The sequence below is a fragment of the Ferribacterium limneticum genome (assembly GCF_020510585.1).
GTDB lineage: Bacteria > Pseudomonadota > Gammaproteobacteria > Burkholderiales > Rhodocyclaceae > Azonexus.
The window spans coordinates 2138792-2154801 of record NZ_CP075190.1; the positions used below are offsets into that span (position 1 = coordinate 2138792).

Annotated in this window: 19 protein-coding genes; 16 read left to right on the top strand and 3 right to left on the bottom strand. The window is 55.4% G+C overall.

Annotated features, from left to right (window positions below):
* Positions 1-30 precede the first annotated feature (30 nt).
* The gene (fabF, locus tag KI613_RS10525) at positions 31-1266 is read left to right on the top strand and encodes a beta-ketoacyl-ACP synthase II (RefSeq protein ID WP_226405741.1); all 1236 of its coding nucleotides are present in this window, start codon (positions 31-33) and stop codon (positions 1264-1266) included.
* A 24-nt stretch (positions 1267-1290) separates the two neighbouring features.
* Positions 1291-1728: a hypothetical protein gene (locus KI613_RS10530; protein WP_226405545.1), complete on the top strand. Its 438-nt coding sequence runs from the start codon at positions 1291-1293 to the stop codon at positions 1726-1728.
* Here KI613_RS10530 and nadB read toward each other — a convergent pair.
* Positions 1703-3283: an L-aspartate oxidase gene (gene nadB / locus KI613_RS10535; RefSeq protein ID WP_226405547.1), complete on the bottom strand. Its 1581-nt coding sequence runs from the start codon at positions 3281-3283 to the stop codon at positions 1703-1705. The genes KI613_RS10530 and nadB overlap by 26 nt on opposite strands.
* Before the next feature lie 170 nt (positions 3284-3453).
* On the opposite strand from nadB, the gene rpoE reads away from it, so the two are divergent.
* The 13 genes from rpoE to nagZ are packed head-to-tail and all read left to right on the top strand — an operon-like array spanning position 3454 to position 13601.
* The gene (rpoE, locus tag KI613_RS10540; protein WP_226405549.1) at positions 3454-4053 is read left to right on the top strand and encodes an RNA polymerase sigma factor RpoE; all 600 of its coding nucleotides are present in this window, start codon (positions 3454-3456) and stop codon (positions 4051-4053) included.
* Positions 4054-4055: 2 nt separating this feature from the next.
* Positions 4056-4490, top strand: coding sequence for a SoxR reducing system RseC family protein (locus KI613_RS10545; protein ID WP_226405550.1), 435 nt, complete (start codon positions 4056-4058; stop codon positions 4488-4490).
* A gap of 24 nt (positions 4491-4514) precedes the next feature.
* Positions 4515-5939: a DegQ family serine endoprotease gene (locus KI613_RS10550; protein ID WP_226405552.1), complete on the top strand. Its 1425-nt coding sequence runs from the start codon at positions 4515-4517 to the stop codon at positions 5937-5939.
* 10 nt (positions 5940-5949) lie between these two features.
* Positions 5950-6174, top strand: a complete 225-nt coding sequence (locus tag KI613_RS10555) for a glutaredoxin family protein (RefSeq protein ID WP_264181525.1) — start codon at positions 5950-5952, stop codon at positions 6172-6174.
* A 59-nt stretch (positions 6175-6233) separates the two neighbouring features.
* On the top strand, positions 6234-8024 hold the full coding sequence (gene lepA, locus KI613_RS10560) for a translation elongation factor 4 (RefSeq protein ID WP_226405555.1): 1791 nt from the start codon (positions 6234-6236) through the stop codon (positions 8022-8024).
* An 8-nt stretch (positions 8025-8032) separates the two neighbouring features.
* Complete coding sequence (gene lepB, locus KI613_RS10565; protein WP_226405556.1) at positions 8033-8821, top strand: signal peptidase I; 789 nt, start codon at positions 8033-8035, stop codon at positions 8819-8821.
* Between the two features lie 6 nt (positions 8822-8827).
* A complete protein-coding gene (locus KI613_RS10570) occupies positions 8828-9181 on the top strand; it encodes a DUF4845 domain-containing protein (RefSeq protein ID WP_226405557.1) in 354 nt (117 codons plus the stop codon).
* Positions 9182-9184: 3 nt separating this feature from the next.
* Entirely contained in the window at positions 9185-9853 is a 669-nt protein-coding gene (gene rnc, locus KI613_RS10575) for a ribonuclease III (protein WP_226405558.1), read from the top strand.
* The gene (gene era / locus KI613_RS10580; protein WP_226405559.1) at positions 9850-10734 is read left to right on the top strand and encodes a GTPase Era; all 885 of its coding nucleotides are present in this window, start codon (positions 9850-9852) and stop codon (positions 10732-10734) included. Before rnc ends, era begins: the two co-directional genes overlap by 4 nt.
* A complete protein-coding gene (gene recO / locus KI613_RS10585; protein WP_226405560.1) occupies positions 10731-11459 on the top strand; it encodes a DNA repair protein RecO in 729 nt (242 codons plus the stop codon). Before era ends, recO begins: the two co-directional genes overlap by 4 nt.
* A complete protein-coding gene (locus KI613_RS10590; RefSeq protein ID WP_226405561.1) occupies positions 11456-12211 on the top strand; it encodes a pyridoxine 5'-phosphate synthase in 756 nt (251 codons plus the stop codon). Before recO ends, KI613_RS10590 begins: the two co-directional genes overlap by 4 nt.
* The gene (gene acpS / locus KI613_RS10595) at positions 12208-12585 is read left to right on the top strand and encodes a holo-ACP synthase (protein ID WP_226405562.1); all 378 of its coding nucleotides are present in this window, start codon (positions 12208-12210) and stop codon (positions 12583-12585) included. The genes KI613_RS10590 and acpS overlap by 4 nt, the downstream gene beginning before the upstream one ends.
* Complete coding sequence (nagZ, locus tag KI613_RS10600; protein WP_226405582.1) at positions 12582-13601, top strand: beta-N-acetylhexosaminidase; 1020 nt, start codon at positions 12582-12584, stop codon at positions 13599-13601. The genes acpS and nagZ overlap by 4 nt, the downstream gene beginning before the upstream one ends.
* Before the next feature lie 53 nt (positions 13602-13654).
* Here the strand turns inward: nagZ and efp are convergent, their stop codons facing one another.
* Positions 13655-14212, bottom strand: a complete 558-nt coding sequence (gene efp, locus KI613_RS10605; protein ID WP_226405584.1) for an elongation factor P — start codon at positions 14210-14212, stop codon at positions 13655-13657.
* A 39-nt stretch (positions 14213-14251) separates the two neighbouring features.
* On the bottom strand, positions 14252-15343 hold the full coding sequence (earP, locus tag KI613_RS10610; RefSeq protein ID WP_226405586.1) for an elongation factor P maturation arginine rhamnosyltransferase EarP: 1092 nt from the start codon (positions 15341-15343) through the stop codon (positions 14252-14254).
* A gap of 15 nt (positions 15344-15358) precedes the next feature.
* Here earP and KI613_RS10615 point away from each other — a divergent pair, with 15 nt between their 5' ends.
* Positions 15359-16006, top strand: coding sequence for a uracil-DNA glycosylase (locus KI613_RS10615; protein WP_226405588.1), 648 nt, complete (start codon positions 15359-15361; stop codon positions 16004-16006).
* The last annotated feature ends 4 nt before the right edge of the window (positions 16007-16010 follow it).

Here is a 16010-nt window from a genome sequence, read left to right on the forward strand (position 1 = left end):
GCCTTGCTACATTTGCTTTCGGAGTGCACCTTGGCACGTCGCAGAGTCGTAATTACCGGTTTGGGCATCGTTAGCCCGGTCGGAAACACCGTCGAAGAAGCCTGGCAGAATATTCTTGCTGGCAAATCCGGTATTGCCGCTGTCACCAAGTTCGATACCACCACCTTTCCGGTCCAATTCGCCGGCGAGGTTAAGAACTTTGACATTACTCAATATATCTCCGCCAAAGATGCACGGCGGATGGATGACTTCATCCATTTCGGCCTGGCCGCTGGCATTCAGGCTGTGCGAGATGCTGGCCTAGACAAAGAAAACGTCGTCGATCTTGAACGCGTTGGCGTCGCCATCGGTTCCGGTATCGGCGGTCTACCGCTAATCGAAGCAACCAAAGATGAATATACCGCGGGTGGTGTACGCAAAGTTTCGCCATTCTTTGTGCCTGGTTCGATCATCAACATGATCTCTGGAAATCTATCGATCCAGTTTGGCTTCAAGGGACCGAATATTGCCTTGGTTTCTGCCTGCACGACTGGTACGCACTCGATTGGCGACGCGGCACGTATAATTGAATACGGTGACGCTGATGTCATGGTTGCCGGCGGTGCGGAATCAACCGTATCTCCGTTGGGCATGGGTGGTTTCTGCGCCGCGCGTGCGCTATCGACCCGAAACGATGATCCAACTACGGCCAGCCGGCCATGGGATAAGGATCGCGACGGTTTTGTACTGGGTGAGGGCGCTGGCGTCATGGTGTTGGAAGAGTATGAGCACGCCAAGGCCCGTGGCGCCAAGATTTATGCCGAACTGGTTGGTTATGGCATGAGCGCCGATGCCTACCACATCACCGCACCGAACATGGATGGCCCCCGTCGTTCCATGATCAATGCGCTGAAAAATGCCGGCATCGCTCCGTCTGATGTCCAGTACCTGAACGCCCATGGTACTTCGACGCCGCTTGGCGACAAGAACGAGTCGGACGCAGTCAAGGCAGCTTTCGGTGATCACGCCTACAAGTTGGTGGTCAATTCAACCAAGTCGATGACTGGCCATTTGCTGGGTGGCGCCGGTGGTATCGAGTCGCTGTTCACGGTCTTGGCTATTCATAACCAGATCTCGCCGCCGACAATCAATATCTTCAATCAGGATCCCGAGTGCGATCTTGATTACTGTGCCAATGCGGCGCGGCCGATGAATATTGAATACGGGCTGAAGAACAACTTCGGCTTCGGCGGAACCAACGGATCGCTGGTCTTCAAGCGTATCTAAGCCAGCTCTGCAGGAAAACGAACGGTGCAGTTTCCGATCACCATCGGACTGCACCGTTCGCGTTTTCTGGACACGATCCTTGTGCTGGCTGCATTGTCGGCAACCGCTGCGATCTTGGGCTTTCCGTGCTCACCATCAATACGTGCCGGCCTGTTTATCGCGGTCTTGGTTCTGGCGATACAGGCTTGGTACTCCCTGACGCCAACCATCAAGGCAATCCGACTCGAACGCACCGGAGAAATTTTCATCGCACGGGTCGGCGAAGGCGTATTTGTACAGGCGACACCCAAGCCAGGGGCAACCATTCACCCGTGGCTGAGCATCATCCGTCTGATGACAGAGGATGGTCGAACCGCGACGCTGATTGCTACGGTCAACCGGAAAAATGGCGAAAATTTAAGACGCTTGCGGATGTTTATACGCTGGCAAGCGAATTTCAGCGGGCCAAACGACGACGCCTGAGCACCGTATTTTTTGCCTTGCTAGCCATCTCCGGAAAGTCCCGGGAAAAATGCAGCCCGCGGCTTTCCTTGCGTTGCATAGCGCAACGAACGATCAAATCTGCGGTAACGACCAGATTACGCAATTCGATCAGGTCATGGCTGACCCGGAAATTGGCGTAGAACTCTTCAATCTCTCGCATCAACAGGCCAATACGGTGTTTGGCGCGTTTCAGGCGCTTTGTTGTACGGACAATTCCGACGTAATCCCACATGAAGCGCCGAAGTTCATCCCAGTTGTGGGAAATAACCACTTCTTCGTCGGCATCGGTAACCCGACTCTCGTCCCACAGTGGCAATGAAGGAAAAGTCGTGATCTTGCTCTCCAGGATGTCCTGGACCACCGCTTCCGCGAACACAAGGCATTCGAGCAGGGAGTTCGAGGCGAGGCGATTCGCTCCGTGCAGCCCTGTGCACGAAGCCTCTCCTGCGACATATAGTCCGGCAACATCGGTCCTGCCGCGCAAATCACTGACAATACCGCCGCACGTGTAGTGCGCCGCTGGAACGACCGGGATCGGTTCCTGCGCGATATCAATCCCCAACTCCAAGCAGCGTGCATGAATATTAGGGAAGTGATTGCGAATGAAATCTTCGCCCTTGTGCGAGATATCGAGGAATACGCAATCCAGGCCGCGCTTCTTCATCTCGAAGTCGATGGCACGGGCGACGATGTCGCGAGGCGCCAATTCGGCACGATCATCGTGTTCAGGCATGAAACGTGTGCCATCCGGCAAGCGGAGGAGGCCGCCTTCACCACGCACCGCCTCTGAGATCAGGAAGGACTTGGCCTGCGGATGATAGAGACAGGTCGGGTGGAATTGAATGAACTCCATGTTGGACACTCGGCAACCGGCGCGGTAAGCCATGGCGATACCATCGCCAGTCGAGGTATCCGGGTTGGTTGTATAGAGATAAACCTTTCCTGCCCCGCCCGTAGCCAGAAGTGTATTCGCCGCGCCGATAGTGACGACCTCGCCGTCGCGGTTGTTCAGGATATACGCGCCAAAACAGCGTTTTTCGCCCGTTCCCAATTTGTCGCCAGTAATCAGGTCGATGGCGATGTGGTCTTCCAGCACCGTAATGTTCGGGTTGGCGCGGACTTTTTTGGTCAGTGTGTCCTGGACCGCCATTCCGGTGGCATCGGCCACGTGAATGACGCGACGGGCACTATGTCCGCCTTCGCGCGTCAGGTGATAGCCTGCGTCGTCTTTGGTAAAGGGAACACCTTGCTCGATGAGCCATTCGATGGCATGCCGGCCGTTTTCGACGACGAAGCGCGTTGCCTTTTCATCATTCAACCACGCGCCAGCGATCAGTGTGTCCTGAATATGTGCTTCTATCGAATCACGGCTGTCGAGAACAGCAGCAATTCCACCCTGAGCCCAGCCGGAGGCGGAGTCTTCAAGGCTGCGTTTGCTGACCAGCACAACACTGCAATCGGATGAAGCCAGTCGCAAAGCAGCGGATTGGCCCGCCAGTCCGCTGCCAATAATAAGGACATCGAATTTCTGCACGCTGTTCTCTATAAGAGTTATTTTGTGCCAAATATAGCACGCAGAAAACGATTCATCCGGTTACAGATAGTCACAAATAGGGATAAATACCTATCGGCTTCGTGAAAATGGCTGCGCTATACTTGTGCCATAAAGAAAGCAACGACTAAACCCCAGGGAAAACGAGAGCCATGAGTGAGCGCGAGATCGATCAAGTACTGGTCGAGCGGGCGCAAGGCGGAGATAAGCACGCCTTCGACCTGTTGGTGAGCAAATACCAGCGCAAGCTGGGTCGTTTGTTGTCGCGTTTCATTCGCGATCCGGCAGAGGTTGAAGATGTTTCCCAGGAGGCGTTTATCAAAGCCTATCGAGCCCTGCCTTCATTTAGAGGCGATAGCGCCTTTTATACTTGGCTATACCGCATTGGTATTAACACGGCCAAAAATTACCTTGTTTCACAGGGCCGCAGAGCGCCAACAACAACCGAATTTGACAACGACGAGGCTGAAACTTTCGACGACGCGTCGCAATTGCGCGATATCAACACGCCGGAAAGTCTGCTTCTCACCAAGCAGATTGGTCAAACAATAAACGCTGCCATGGATGCGCTTCCTGAAGAATTGAGAACGGCTATAGTGCTACGTGAAATTGACGGGATGTCTTACGAGGAAATTGCCGGAATCATGGATTGCCCGATTGGCACTGTGCGCTCCCGAATTTTTCGTGCCCGCGAGGCGGTGGCAGCTAAGCTACGTCCTTTGCTCGACACCGCTTCAGACAAACGTTGGTAAGCATGAATCCCGAACAAACAACAATCAAAGCGATTATTCGCACGTTGGATGGCAAATTTGCCAACGTCGAGGTCGAGCAGGGGGGCTGTGGGCGTTGCCATGAAGAAGGTGGCTGCGGTGGCCAGCAACTTACTCAGATGTTCTGCAGCGGCCAGAAAACCTACCGGGTCGAAAATGTTATCGGCGCCGATATTGGCGATCGGGTAACGATCGCAATCGCAGCTGGCAGCGTGAGCCGCACTGCGAATTTTGCCTATATTTTGCCGTTGACCGTAACAATTGCAGGTGCAGCACTGGGCTCATTCTTCGGTGGGGATTTGAGCGCAATGATTGGGGCCGGAGTTGGACTGGCCATCGCATTTTTGTATGTCATTGCCCGTTCGCACGGCAAGACTGGAAATCTTACCGAACGCCCTCATATCATTTCCCGTTTTTGATCGAATTTGGAGGTTATGTCGTCCATGAAGCGCTTGGTTGCTTTTGTTTTCATTGGGTTCCTCTGTTCGTTTGCTTTTGCCCAGACCCGTGGTTTGCCTGATTTTTCCGAACTGGCTGAAAAACAGGGACCGGCTGTCGTCAATATCAGCACGACACATGTTATGCGCGGACAATCTCAGGCGATGCCATTCCCGTTCGATGAGAGCGATCCCGCATTCGAGTTTTTCAAGCGTTTTATCCCGCGTAATCCGGGCGGAGCAGTGCCGCGTGATTTTGAAAACAAGTCGCTTGGGTCGGGCTTCATCGTCAGCGGTGACGGCTATATTTTGACTAACGCCCACGTTGTCGATGGCGCTGACGAAGTAACGGTGCGCCTGACCGACAAACGCGAGTTCAAGGCAAAGACCATCGGAGCCGACAAGCGGACGGATGTCGCGCTGCTCAAGATCAGCGCAACCGGCCTCCCTGTTGTCAAGCTGGGGGATCCGGCGCAGTTGAAGGTAGGTGAGTGGGTTGTTGCGATCGGTTCCCCCTTCGGTTTCGATAACTCCGTAACCGCCGGCATCGTCTCGGCCAAAGGCCGCTCATTGCCGCAGGAAAACTATGTGCCTTTTATTCAAACCGATGTTGCGATCAACCCTGGCAACTCCGGTGGGCCGCTGTTCAATATGCGCGGCGAAGTGGTCGGCATCAATTCGCAAATCTACAGTCGTAGTGGCGGTTACATGGGGGTTTCCTTTGCCATTCCCATTGATGTGGCCATGGAAATCCAGAACCAGTTGCGCGCCTCTGGCAAGGTCAGCCGAGGTCGACTGGGTGTCGTCATTCAGGAAGTGAGCAAGGAACTCGCCGAATCATTGGGGCTGGCGAAACCAATAGGCGCCGTGGTTAACTCCGTCGAAAACAGTGGCCCAGCCGAAAAGGCCGGTATTGAGGCTGGTGACGTGATCCTCAAATTCGACGGAAAGACCATCAACAACTCTGCTGATCTTCCCCGCATGGTGGGCATCACAAAACCCGGAACACGCTCGACTGTTCAGGTCTGGCGGAAGGGGGCAACTCGCGAAATCGGTGTCGTCATTGGCGAGGTGCCCGATGACAAGTTGGCCAGTGCAAAACCGCAACGTAGCGCCAAGTCAGCTGAGCAGACAGCAAATCGTCTCGGCCTGGTAGTCAGCGAATTGACTGCAGAACAGAAACGCGAATTGAAAATGAATTCCGGTTTGCTGATCGAGGACGTTCGTGGCACAGGCGCTCGAGCCGACTTGCGGCCGGGCGATATCATCATTGCCGTCATCAGCAAAGGTGCGACAACCGAGGTCAAGGCGACCGACCAGTTCAACAAGCTTCTCGCCCAGTTCGAAAAAGGCAGCAATGTCACACTGCTGATCCGCCGTGGCGATCTGCAGACCTTTATTACTATCAAAGGTTTGAATGGCGCCAATTGAGCTAACCCTCATGAGTCGCGGCTACTGTCACCTCTGTCACGACATGGAGTTGGCGCTGAAGCCGTTAGCGGAAGAGTTTGGTGCTTCAATCACCGTGTTGGACGTTGATGCAGACCCTGCCCTTGAGGCACTGTACGATGAGCTGGTACCGGTGCTGCTACATGGCGAGACTGAGCTTTGCCATTACTTTCTGGATGAAGCCAAAACCCGTGAATATTTGGCTGGAATCCGCTAAAATTCAGGGTCTTCTGAAAAGGGAAGGGCGCCGGACAGCGCCCTTTTTTACTGGCACCAATGGATCATATTAGAAACTTCTCGATCATCGCGCATATCGACCACGGCAAATCAACGCTGGCCGATCGCATCATTCACCTCTGCGGCGGCCTTTCAGATCGCGAGATGGAAGCACAGGTGCTCGACTCGATGGACATCGAGCGCGAGCGCGGTATTACCATCAAGGCACAGACGGCAGCGCTGAACTACAAGGCGCGTGATGGCAAGGTTTACAACCTGAACCTGATCGACACACCGGGACACGTCGACTTTTCCTACGAAGTCTCCCGCTCCCTATCGGCCTGCGAAGGCGCCTTGCTGGTGGTCGATGCATCGCAGGGTGTCGAGGCTCAGACTGTGGCCAATTGCTACACGGCGCTTGAGCTTGATGTTGAGGTAGTGCCGGTATTGAACAAGATCGACCTTCCTTCGGCCGATCCGGAAAATGCCCGCCAGGAAATTGAAGATGTCATCGGGATTGACGCCTCCGAAGCCGTACTTGCTTCTGCCAAGACCGGTCTGGGTGTCGAAGATATCCTGGAGGCCGTTGTCGCACGCATCCCGCCACCCAAGGGTGATCCTGAAGCGCCGCTCAAGGCATTGATCATCGATTCGTGGTTCGATAATTACGTCGGCGTTGTCATGCTGGTGCGCGTTGTTGATGGTGTATTGAGGCCTAAAGATAAAATATTCTTCATGGCGACAGGCGCACAGCAATTGTGCGAGCAGGTTGGCGTGTTCGCTCCCAAGTCCGAGTCACGCGAGGCATTGCGGGCAGGAGAGGTTGGTTTCGTTATTTCCGGCATCAAGGAACTGCAGGCTGCCAAGGTGGGCGACACGATCACCAGGATGGACCGCAAGGCCACCGAAGCGCTACCGGGCTTCAAGGAAATCAAGCCGCAGGTTTTCGCCGGGTTGTACCCTATCGAATCTAACCAGTACGACTCGCTGCGAGAATCGCTCGAGAAGCTCAAGCTTAACGATGCCTCGCTGCACTACGAACCAGAAGTCTCTCAGGCGCTTGGTTTTGGTTTCCGCTGCGGCTTTCTTGGCTTGCTTCACATGGAAATCGTCCAGGAACGTCTGGAGCGTGAATTCGATCAGGACTTGATCACCACGGCGCCAACGGTGGTCTATCAGGTCGTCATGCGCGATGGATCCATCGTTGAGGTCGAAAATCCGGCCAAGCTGCCAGATATCACTAAAACAGAAGAAGTCCGCGAGCCGATCATCACGGCGACCATCTTCGTGCCACAGGATTACTTGGGCAACGTCATCACGTTGTGCAACCAGAAACGCGGCAACCAGGTCGACATGCACTATCACGGCCGCCAGGTGAAGCTGGTCTATGAAATGCCAATGGCCGAAGTGGTCATGGATTTCTTTGACAAGTTGAAGTCTTGCTCGAAAGGGTACGCATCCCTCGACTATGACTTCAAGGAGTACCGCGCAGCTGATGTCGTCAAGCTGGATATCCTGATCAACAGTGAAAAGGTCGACGCCTTGTCGCTGATCGTGCACCGAGCCAATGCCCAATATCGCGGTCGGGAGTTGGCGAGCAAGATGCGCGAGTTGATTCCCCGCCAGATGTACGACGTGGCCATTCAGGCCGCTATCGGCTCACACATCATTTCGCGTGAGAACGTCAAGGCAATGCGCAAGGATGTGCTGGCCAAGTGTTACGGCGGCGATATATCCCGCAAGAAAAAGCTGTTGGAAAAACAAAAGGCCGGCAAGAAACGCATGAAGCAGGTCGGTAGCGTCGAAATACCACAGGAAGCTTTTCTGGCTGTACTGCGCGTCGATAACTGAGAATAGCGATGAACTTTGCCCTGATTCTGTTTGTCCTGCTGGTAGCAACCGGTGTGCTGTATGCGGTGGACGTCCTCAAATTCCGAAAGTTGCGTGCAAGAGATGCTAAGGAACCTCTCTGGGTGGAGTGGGGGGCTGGTTTCTTTCCGGTCATCCTGATTGTTTTTGTTCTGCGCTCATTTCTTTTCGAGCCGTTCAAGATCCCCTCTGGCTCGATGATTCCGACTTTGCTGGTTGGTGACTTTATTCTGGTTAACAAGTTCACCTACGGGGTTCGTCTGCCGGTGATCAACAAAAAAATTATCGACATAAACACCCCGCAGCGTGGCGATGTCATGGTTTTCCGTTATCCGGAAGATCCCTCACTCGATTACATCAAACGAGTCGTTGGTTTGCCCGGTGATACCGTGACCTATCAGAACAAGCGACTGACCATCAATGGCCAGGCTGTCCCGACGCAGAAAACAGGGGACTATCTGCACCCGGAGCGACTTTACTACTCCGAGCAACTTCTAGAAAAACTTGGGGATACCGAACATCGTGCCCTGAACGATGCTGATGCTCCGGCCTTTATCCCTGATGCTGCCCGCTTTCCGCACCGCGAAAATTGCACTTACAATGCTGCTGGCGTGAGTTGCAAAGTGCCGGCCGGTCACTATTTCATGATGGGCGACAATCGCGACAACAGCCGTGACAGCAGGGCCTGGGGGTTCGTACCCGAGGCGAACATTGTCGGCAAGGCGTTCTTTATCTGGTTGAATTTCAGTGATTTCAGCCGGATCGGTTCATTCAGGTAAGGGGATATGATGAAAAATCAACGTGGCGTTGCCCTGTCCGGGCTGATGTTCTGGAGCGTCGTTCTCATTCTGATTGCCGTATTGGGCATGAAAGTAACCCCGACATTTATTGAATACCAGAAAATTCTCAAGGATATCAAGGCGACAGCCGCCAAAGCCGGCCCGGATTCAACTGTCGCTGATATTCGCAAATCTTTCGATAAGTTTGCTGAAGTTGATACGCTCGATTTCAAGGCCAGTCAGTTGGATATTACGAAGGAAAATGGCAAGGTTGTAATTTCCTTTGAGTATGAAAAGCGTATTCCGCTCTTTTTGAATGTCAGTCTATTGATCGACTACAAGGGGTCGACCGCTGGATAAGGCATGACCGCATCCTCTGTTGCCCGTCAACTTGGCCACTCGTTTTCCGACCCGCTTCTTCTTCGGACCGCGCTGACTCATCGCAGCTTTGGCGTGCCGAATAACGAGCGCCTTGAGTTCCTCGGCGATGGCATTCTCGACTGCGCTATTGCGGCCGCCTTGTTTCACCGCTTCCCTGAACTGCCGGAAGGTGATCTCTCCCGATTGCGCGCCAATCTGGTTAATCAGGACGCCCTGCATCAACTGGCGATCGGCCTGAATATCGGCGATGCCCTGCGTCTTGGTGAGGGCGAACTGAAAAGTGGTGGGGCGCTACGTCCATCAATTCTGGCCGATGCGCTGGAAGCGCTGTTCGGCGCCATTTATCTAGATGCCGGTTTTTTGGCGGCACAGGCCGTCATCGACAAACTCTACGCGCCATTGCTTGCCAAGCTGAAGCCCGGCGAGTTTCAAAAAGATGCGAAAACCCGTCTGCAGGAATGGTTGCAGGGGCGTAAGAAGCCATTGCCTCGCTATCAACTGCTCGAAGCCACCGGCGCAGCTCATGAGCAACGCTTCGAGGTGGCCTGCGAAATAGAATCCCCTTCCTTGCGAACTGTCGGCCATGGCTCAAGCCGGCGTATTGCCGAACAGGTTGCTGCCGACAAGGCGCTGAAAGAACTCACTGCATGAAAAAATTCCGTTCCGGATATATCGCCATCGTCGGTCGTCCCAATGTTGGCAAATCAACGCTGCTCAACAAGCTGATCGGCGAAAAGATCAGCATCGTCTCACGCAAGGCGCAGACTACGCGTCACCGCATCACCGGCATTCTGACCAAGGATGACGCGCAGTTCGTCTTTGTCGACACACCAGGTTTTCAGACGAAATACTCCAATGCTCTGAACCGGGCGATGAACCGTGGGGTAACGCAAACTCTGAGCGATGTCGACGTCGTGATTTTTGTCGTCGAGGCCGGCCGTTATGATGCCAAGGACAAGGCTGTCGTTCGCCTGCTGCCCAAGGACCGGCCGGTTATCCTGGTCGTCAACAAGACCGATTTGCAGAAGGATCGGGCAGCCTTGCTGCCATTCCTGGCTGAGGTTGCAGCCGATCACGATTACGCCGCCATCATTCCGGTCAGTGCGGCCAAGGGGCGGCAGACAGAAGACCTGCTGAATGAGGCCAAGAAACATCTGCCCAACGATGGCCTGATGTTCCCGGAAGATGACCTGACTGACAAAAGCGAACGTTTCCTTGCTTCCGAATACATTCGCGAAAAGGTCTTTCGCCTGCTTGGCGACGAACTGCCATATGCCACAGCAGTCGAAATTGAGCGGTTTGAAACCGAAGGCGATCTACGTCGGATTTTTGCCGCTATCGTCGTCGACCGTGAGGGCCACAAGGCCATCGTAATCGGCAAGGGTGGCGAACAGCTCAAGCGCATTGCCTCTGAGGCGCGGCAGGATATGGAACGCCTGTTCGGCGGCAAGGTTTATCTTGAAATATGGGTCAAGGTAAAGTCCGGCTGGAACGATGATGAACGGCTGCTGAAGAGCCTCGGCTACGAATGAACCTGCGCAGCAAAGTCGACGGCCAGCCGGCTTACGTTCTGCACAGCTATCCCTTTCGGGAAACCAGCCTCATTGTTGAAGTATTTTCCCGCGATTTCGGGCGGATGGCCTTGCTGGCGCGTGGTGCACGCCGACCGCGTTCGGCGATCCGCGGGCTGCTCATGGCTTTTCAGCCGATCGAAATTGGCTGGGCCGGCAAGGGAGAAGTGCTGACCCTGATGAAAGCAGAATGGCAGGGTGGGCAGCCCTTGCTTTCCGGCGACGCACTATTCTGTGGCTATTACCTCAATGAACTGCTGATGCACCTGCTACCGCGTGAAGATGCGCATGAGCAATTATTCGCCCACTACACCAAGATGCTGGCTCGATTGGCGGCCGATCCGTCGGGTAAAGTCCGCGAAGCAGACTTGCGCTGCTTCGAAAAGGCGCTCCTGCAGGAACTGGGCTATGGCCTGACGCTAAATCACGATAGCGCCGGCAGCCCGATCCTCCCGGAAGCGTTTTACACTTACCGCATGGAACAAGGGCCGGTACGCCTTGAACACGAAGAGGCAGCGGCCCAGATTGTTATTGGCAAGACCTTGCTCGATCTCGAGGCCGAGGACTTTACTGACCCGCGATCACGCTATGAAAGCAAGGCCTTGATGCGCACGCTGATAGCCTATTATCTGGCTGGAAAAGAACTGGAAACACGCAAAATATTCAAGGAGTTGCAGGAGCTATGATCGAACTTGGCGTCAATATTGACCACGTGGCGACCATCCGCCAGGCCCGCCGGACTTACGAGCCAGACCCGGTCTGGGGCGCCGTCGAAGCCCATCTGGGCGGGGCCGATGGCATCACCGTACATCTGCGCGAAGATCGTCGTCACATTCAGGACACCGACGTTCGTCGCCTGCGTGAAACTACCCAGATCAAGCTCAATCTCGAAATGGCGGCGACCGACGAAATGGTCGGCATTGCCTGTGCTCTCAAGCCGGAAATGGCCATGCTGGTTCCCGAGGGGCGCCACGAGGTCACGACTGAAGGCGGCCTCGATATTCTTGCGCAGGAAGTTCGACTAAAGGATGTCATCTCGCGCTTGGCCGATGCCGGTATCGTTACCAGCGTATTCATCGATGCCGATGTCCCACAAATCGAATCCGCCGCCCGGATTGGCGCGCGCGTCTGCGAAATCCATACGGGTCCCTACGCCCACGCCTTTTACGATAAAGGCCGCGATGCAGAAGCGCCGGCTGTGCTCGCCGAACTCGACAAGGTACGCGTGGCCGGGCAAGCTGTGCGCCAACTCGGCATGCGTTTCAACGCCGGGCATGCGCTGAATTACTACAACGTTCAGCCAATTGCGCGATTGGCCGGAATACGCGAACTGCACATCGGCCACGCCATCGTCAGCCGTGCCATTTTCGTTGGTCTGCGCGAGGCAGTCCGCGAAATGAAGGTTTTGATGCGCGAAGCGGCGATTTCCCCCGAATGATTTACGGCATCGGCACCGACATCGTCGCCGTTGCCCGCCTGCGCGGCATGTGGGAGCGGCATGGCGACAAGGCGCTGGAGAAACTATTGGCGCCGCAGGAAATGGAAGAATTCGCCAAGGCGGCCGACAAAGGTCGCTTTCTCGCCAAACGTTTTGCTGCCAAGGAAGCTTTCAGCAAGGCGCTCGGCACTGGCGTGCGTCCGCCGGCTACGTTGACGGCAATTGCGGTTGGCCATGACGATCTGGGCAAGCCGGAACTGCACTTCCACGGTCAACTGGAAAAAATGCTCAAAAACAAAAACCTCAACGCCCATCTTTCGATCAGCGACGAAGCGGAATACGCAGTCGCCTACGTCATTCTGGAGCACGCATGACGCATTTGCCGCTCGGCCCGCTGATGATAGACATCGCCGGCACCGAACTGACCGATCTCGACCGCGAACGGCTCTGCCACCCGCTGGTCGGCGGGATCATCCTCTTCTCCCGGAACTATGCCGATCCCGAGCAACTGTCGGTCTTGACCGCGGCAATCCACGCCCTGCGCACACCCGCGCTGCTGATTGCCGTCGATCACGAAGGGGGCAGGGTGCAACGCTTCCGCGACGGTTTCACCCGTTTGCCGGCGATGGCCGCGCTGGGCAAGCTTTGGGATGACAATCCGGATACGGCGCTCGCCGCGGCACGCCAAGTCGGTTACGTGCTGGCAGCTGAACTGCGCGCCCGAGGCGTCGATTACTCCTTCACGCCGGTTCTCGACCTCGACTATGGCCCATCGCGTGTCATCGGCGACCGCGCCTTCCATCGCCAGCCGGTGGCGGTCATCGCCCTGGCTGCCGCTCTTGGCGAAGGCTTGCATCTGGCCGGAATGGGCAGCTGCGGCAAGCATTTTCCCGGGCACGGTTACGTCGTTCCCGATTCGCACGTCGAATTGCCGGTCGATGATCGGGCACTGGAAGCCATGCAGGAAGACATCCTTCCCTACCGGCAACTACCACTCGATGGCGTCATGGCAGCACACGTTATTTACAACTGTGTAGATTGCAATACAGCTGTATTTTCAAATAAATGGATAAGTTATTTGAGAAATGACATCAAGTTTAACGGGGTGGTTTTTACCGACGATTTGTCGATGGCCGGCGCCGGTGTGGTCGGTGGCATGCTCAACCGCGTCGAGACAGCCTACAAGGCCGGCTGTGACATGCTGCTCGTGTGTAATGCGCCGGATGTCGTCGGCGAGGTGCTCGAAAACTGGAAGCCGGTAATCGATCCGCTGCGCGGTCAGCGAGTCGAGGCACTCATCCCCAAAGTGTCCGCAAAAGACTGGGAAGTATTGCAATTCGACCGCACCTATATCGCCGCCCAGCAGACCATCGCAAAACTGATGGCCTGAAATGCATTCGGGCAGCCGAAGCTGCCCGAATAAAACACTGAAGGAGCCGCAGATTACTTGACGCGGTTCTTGTATTCGTCGGTACGGGTGTCGATTTCGATCTTGTCGCCAATGCTGACGAAAGCCGGAACCGGCAATTCGAAACCGGTCGCCAGCTTGGCCGGCTTCATGACCTTGCCCGAGGTGTCGCCCTTGACGGCCGGCTCGGTGTAAATCACTTCGCGCACAACGCTGTTGGGTAGTTCGACGGAAATGGCCTTGCCGTTGTAGAAAACAACTTCGCAAGCTAGGCCATCTTCCAGATACTTCAGTGCGTCGGTCATGTTCTCAGCTTCGACTTCAAACTGCTCGTAGTCGGCATCCATGAACACATACATCGGGTCGGCAAAGTAGGAATAGGTGACTTCCTTCTTGTCGAGAATAACCTGTTCGAACTTGTCGTCGGCCTTGTAAACCGCTTCGGAAGCGGCACCGGTCAACAGGTTCTTGAGTTTCATTTTGACAACAGCGGCGTTGCGGCCGGACTTGTTGTATTCGCTCTTCTGAACGACGAGCGGGTCGGCACCGACCATAATGACGTTGCCGGAGCGGAGTTCCATTGCGGTTTTCATTCGGGATTCTCTAAGATCAGAAAAGGGAAAAACGTTAAATTATACATTGGCCGCACAGAATTTGACGAGTGCCGTTGCCAAATCGGGGTTCGCGGCCAGCCTTTCGGCCCATTGCTGGTTGTGGCGGGAAATGGCGGCCCTGCTGTCAACGAAGCCCTGCCAGGCTGAAGCGATATTGCGGCCGAGATTCCATGCGACAAACATCCTGCGGACGACCGTTTTCATTTGCTCATCCAGTCCTTCGCCATAACACCCGAGAAACGCCTCCAGCTTGGTCAGATGTGCCCCATCGTCCTGCGGGTATACGTGCCAGACAAACGGCTTGCCGGCCCACTGGGCACGCACGAACGAATCCTCGCCACGCACGAAATTGATGTCGCAGCGCCAAAGCAAGTGATCGAAATCGTCAATCGGCATGAAAGGGATCGGCTGAATCAGCGCGTTGCCAAGCTGCCACGGCCCACTTCCACCCAAATGAGCCTGTACCGCCGCCAATGGCTTGCCCGGTGGCACATGACAAACAATAGAAATGGCTGAATCCCGGAAGGCATCCAGCAAGGCGCCAACCGGGGCCTTGTCATAGCAAAACAGGCTGACTTCAAGCGAGTCGATTGTCGGAGTTGCCGCAATAAAGCGATCACGCTCGGCAAACAAGTCGTTTTCTCGCAACAACCCACCAGTCTTTGCAGAAAACCCGGGGAAAAAGAAATATTTTATCAAGGGAAGGGTGGGGTGGGGCGACGCCATGCCGTGACACTCCTCTGCCCAGGATTCTGCGCTCAGGTATTCGAGATTGATCCAGCATGGTTTTGGCGAGCATTGGCTCATCTCCGCCAGGTAAGCCGCTGGTAGGTCGCAGGCGAAAGCCTCGATAACGACATCGGCCGGGCAGTCGACCGCAGCATCCTCGGCCCAGAGACAAATTTCAACGCCCTGATAGAACTGCCTTGATTTCAACGGATCCACTGACGGACACAAAGGCTGCAGGCTGGCCAGATCATCGACCCACAAACGTACCTCGCGGCCGTGCTCGGCTACCAGTTGCCTGGCAAGACGCCAACAAACCCCGATGTCGCCGAAGTTGTCGATAACCCGGCAAAAGATGTCCCAATGAAGCTGCATGGCCGCCATGCTAACATCCCCACCATGTCAAGATTTCAAGATCCCACTAGCTGTATAGCCTGCCCACGACTGGCCGAGCACCTTTCCAACATACGCCAGCGCGATCCGGACTGGCACGCCCTGCCTGTTCCCGCTTTTGGCTCACTTGATGCAGAGCTGCTTGTGGTCGGCCTCGGTCCGGGCGAAAAGGGGGCCAACCGGACCGGTCGCCCCTTTACCGGAGACGTCGCCGGCGAACTGCTGTACCCCGCTTTGCACCGCTTCGGCTTTGCCAGCCAACCAGTACCACTGGGGGCCGACCATTGGGCCAACCCATCCATGCAACTGAGCAACTGCCGCATCACCAATGCCGTGCGCTGCCTGCCGCCGGCCAACAAGCCGACAACAGCCGAAATTCGCCAGTGCAATGGCCATTTGAAGGCTGAACTGGCGGCAATGTCCAGACTCAAAGTCATCGTCGCCCTTGGCGCAATAGCCCACCAGGCGCTGCTCTGGGCTTACGGCCTCAAACTCAAGGAATTCACGTTCGGCCACAATGTCAGTCACGCCTTGCCGGACGGGCGAATACTTGTCGACAGCTATCATTGCAGTGGCTATAACTGGCGCACCGGCAGGCTTTCCCGTGAAAGCTTCGAAGCAGTGTTTGCCGGGGTCAAAACCCACCTCGCCTGAACCC

Bases quoted from the DNA above. Each gene is read 5' to 3' on its own strand.
- efp (WP_226405584.1), bottom strand. From the start codon at position 14,212: ATGAAAACCGCAATGGAACTCCGCTCCGGCAACGTCATTATGGTCGGT.
- acpS (WP_226405562.1), top strand. From the start codon at position 12,208: ATGATTTACGGCATCGGCACCGACATCGTCGCCGTTGCCCGCCTGCGC.
- lepA (WP_226405555.1), top strand. From the start codon at position 6,234: ATGGATCATATTAGAAACTTCTCGATCATCGCGCATATCGACCACGGC.
- rnc (WP_226405558.1), top strand. From the start codon at position 9,185: ATGACCGCATCCTCTGTTGCCCGTCAACTTGGCCACTCGTTTTCCGAC.
- era (WP_226405559.1), top strand. From the start codon at position 9,850: ATGAAAAAATTCCGTTCCGGATATATCGCCATCGTCGGTCGTCCCAAT.
- earP (WP_226405586.1), bottom strand. From the start codon at position 15,343: ATGGCGGCCATGCAGCTTCATTGGGACATCTTTTGCCGGGTTATCGAC.
- KI613_RS10570 (WP_226405557.1), top strand. From the start codon at position 8,828: ATGATGAAAAATCAACGTGGCGTTGCCCTGTCCGGGCTGATGTTCTGG.
- KI613_RS10550 (WP_226405552.1), top strand. From the start codon at position 4,515: ATGAAGCGCTTGGTTGCTTTTGTTTTCATTGGGTTCCTCTGTTCGTTT.
- KI613_RS10615 (WP_226405588.1), top strand. From the start codon at position 15,359: ATGTCAAGATTTCAAGATCCCACTAGCTGTATAGCCTGCCCACGACTG.
- KI613_RS10555 (WP_264181525.1), top strand. From the start codon at position 5,950: ATGAGTCGCGGCTACTGTCACCTCTGTCACGACATGGAGTTGGCGCTG.
- KI613_RS10590 (WP_226405561.1), top strand. From the start codon at position 11,456: ATGATCGAACTTGGCGTCAATATTGACCACGTGGCGACCATCCGCCAG.
- KI613_RS10545 (WP_226405550.1), top strand. From the start codon at position 4,056: ATGAATCCCGAACAAACAACAATCAAAGCGATTATTCGCACGTTGGAT.
- recO (WP_226405560.1), top strand. From the start codon at position 10,731: ATGAACCTGCGCAGCAAAGTCGACGGCCAGCCGGCTTACGTTCTGCAC.
- lepB (WP_226405556.1), top strand. From the start codon at position 8,033: ATGAACTTTGCCCTGATTCTGTTTGTCCTGCTGGTAGCAACCGGTGTG.
- rpoE (WP_226405549.1), top strand. From the start codon at position 3,454: ATGAGTGAGCGCGAGATCGATCAAGTACTGGTCGAGCGGGCGCAAGGC.
- nagZ (WP_226405582.1), top strand. From the start codon at position 12,582: ATGACGCATTTGCCGCTCGGCCCGCTGATGATAGACATCGCCGGCACC.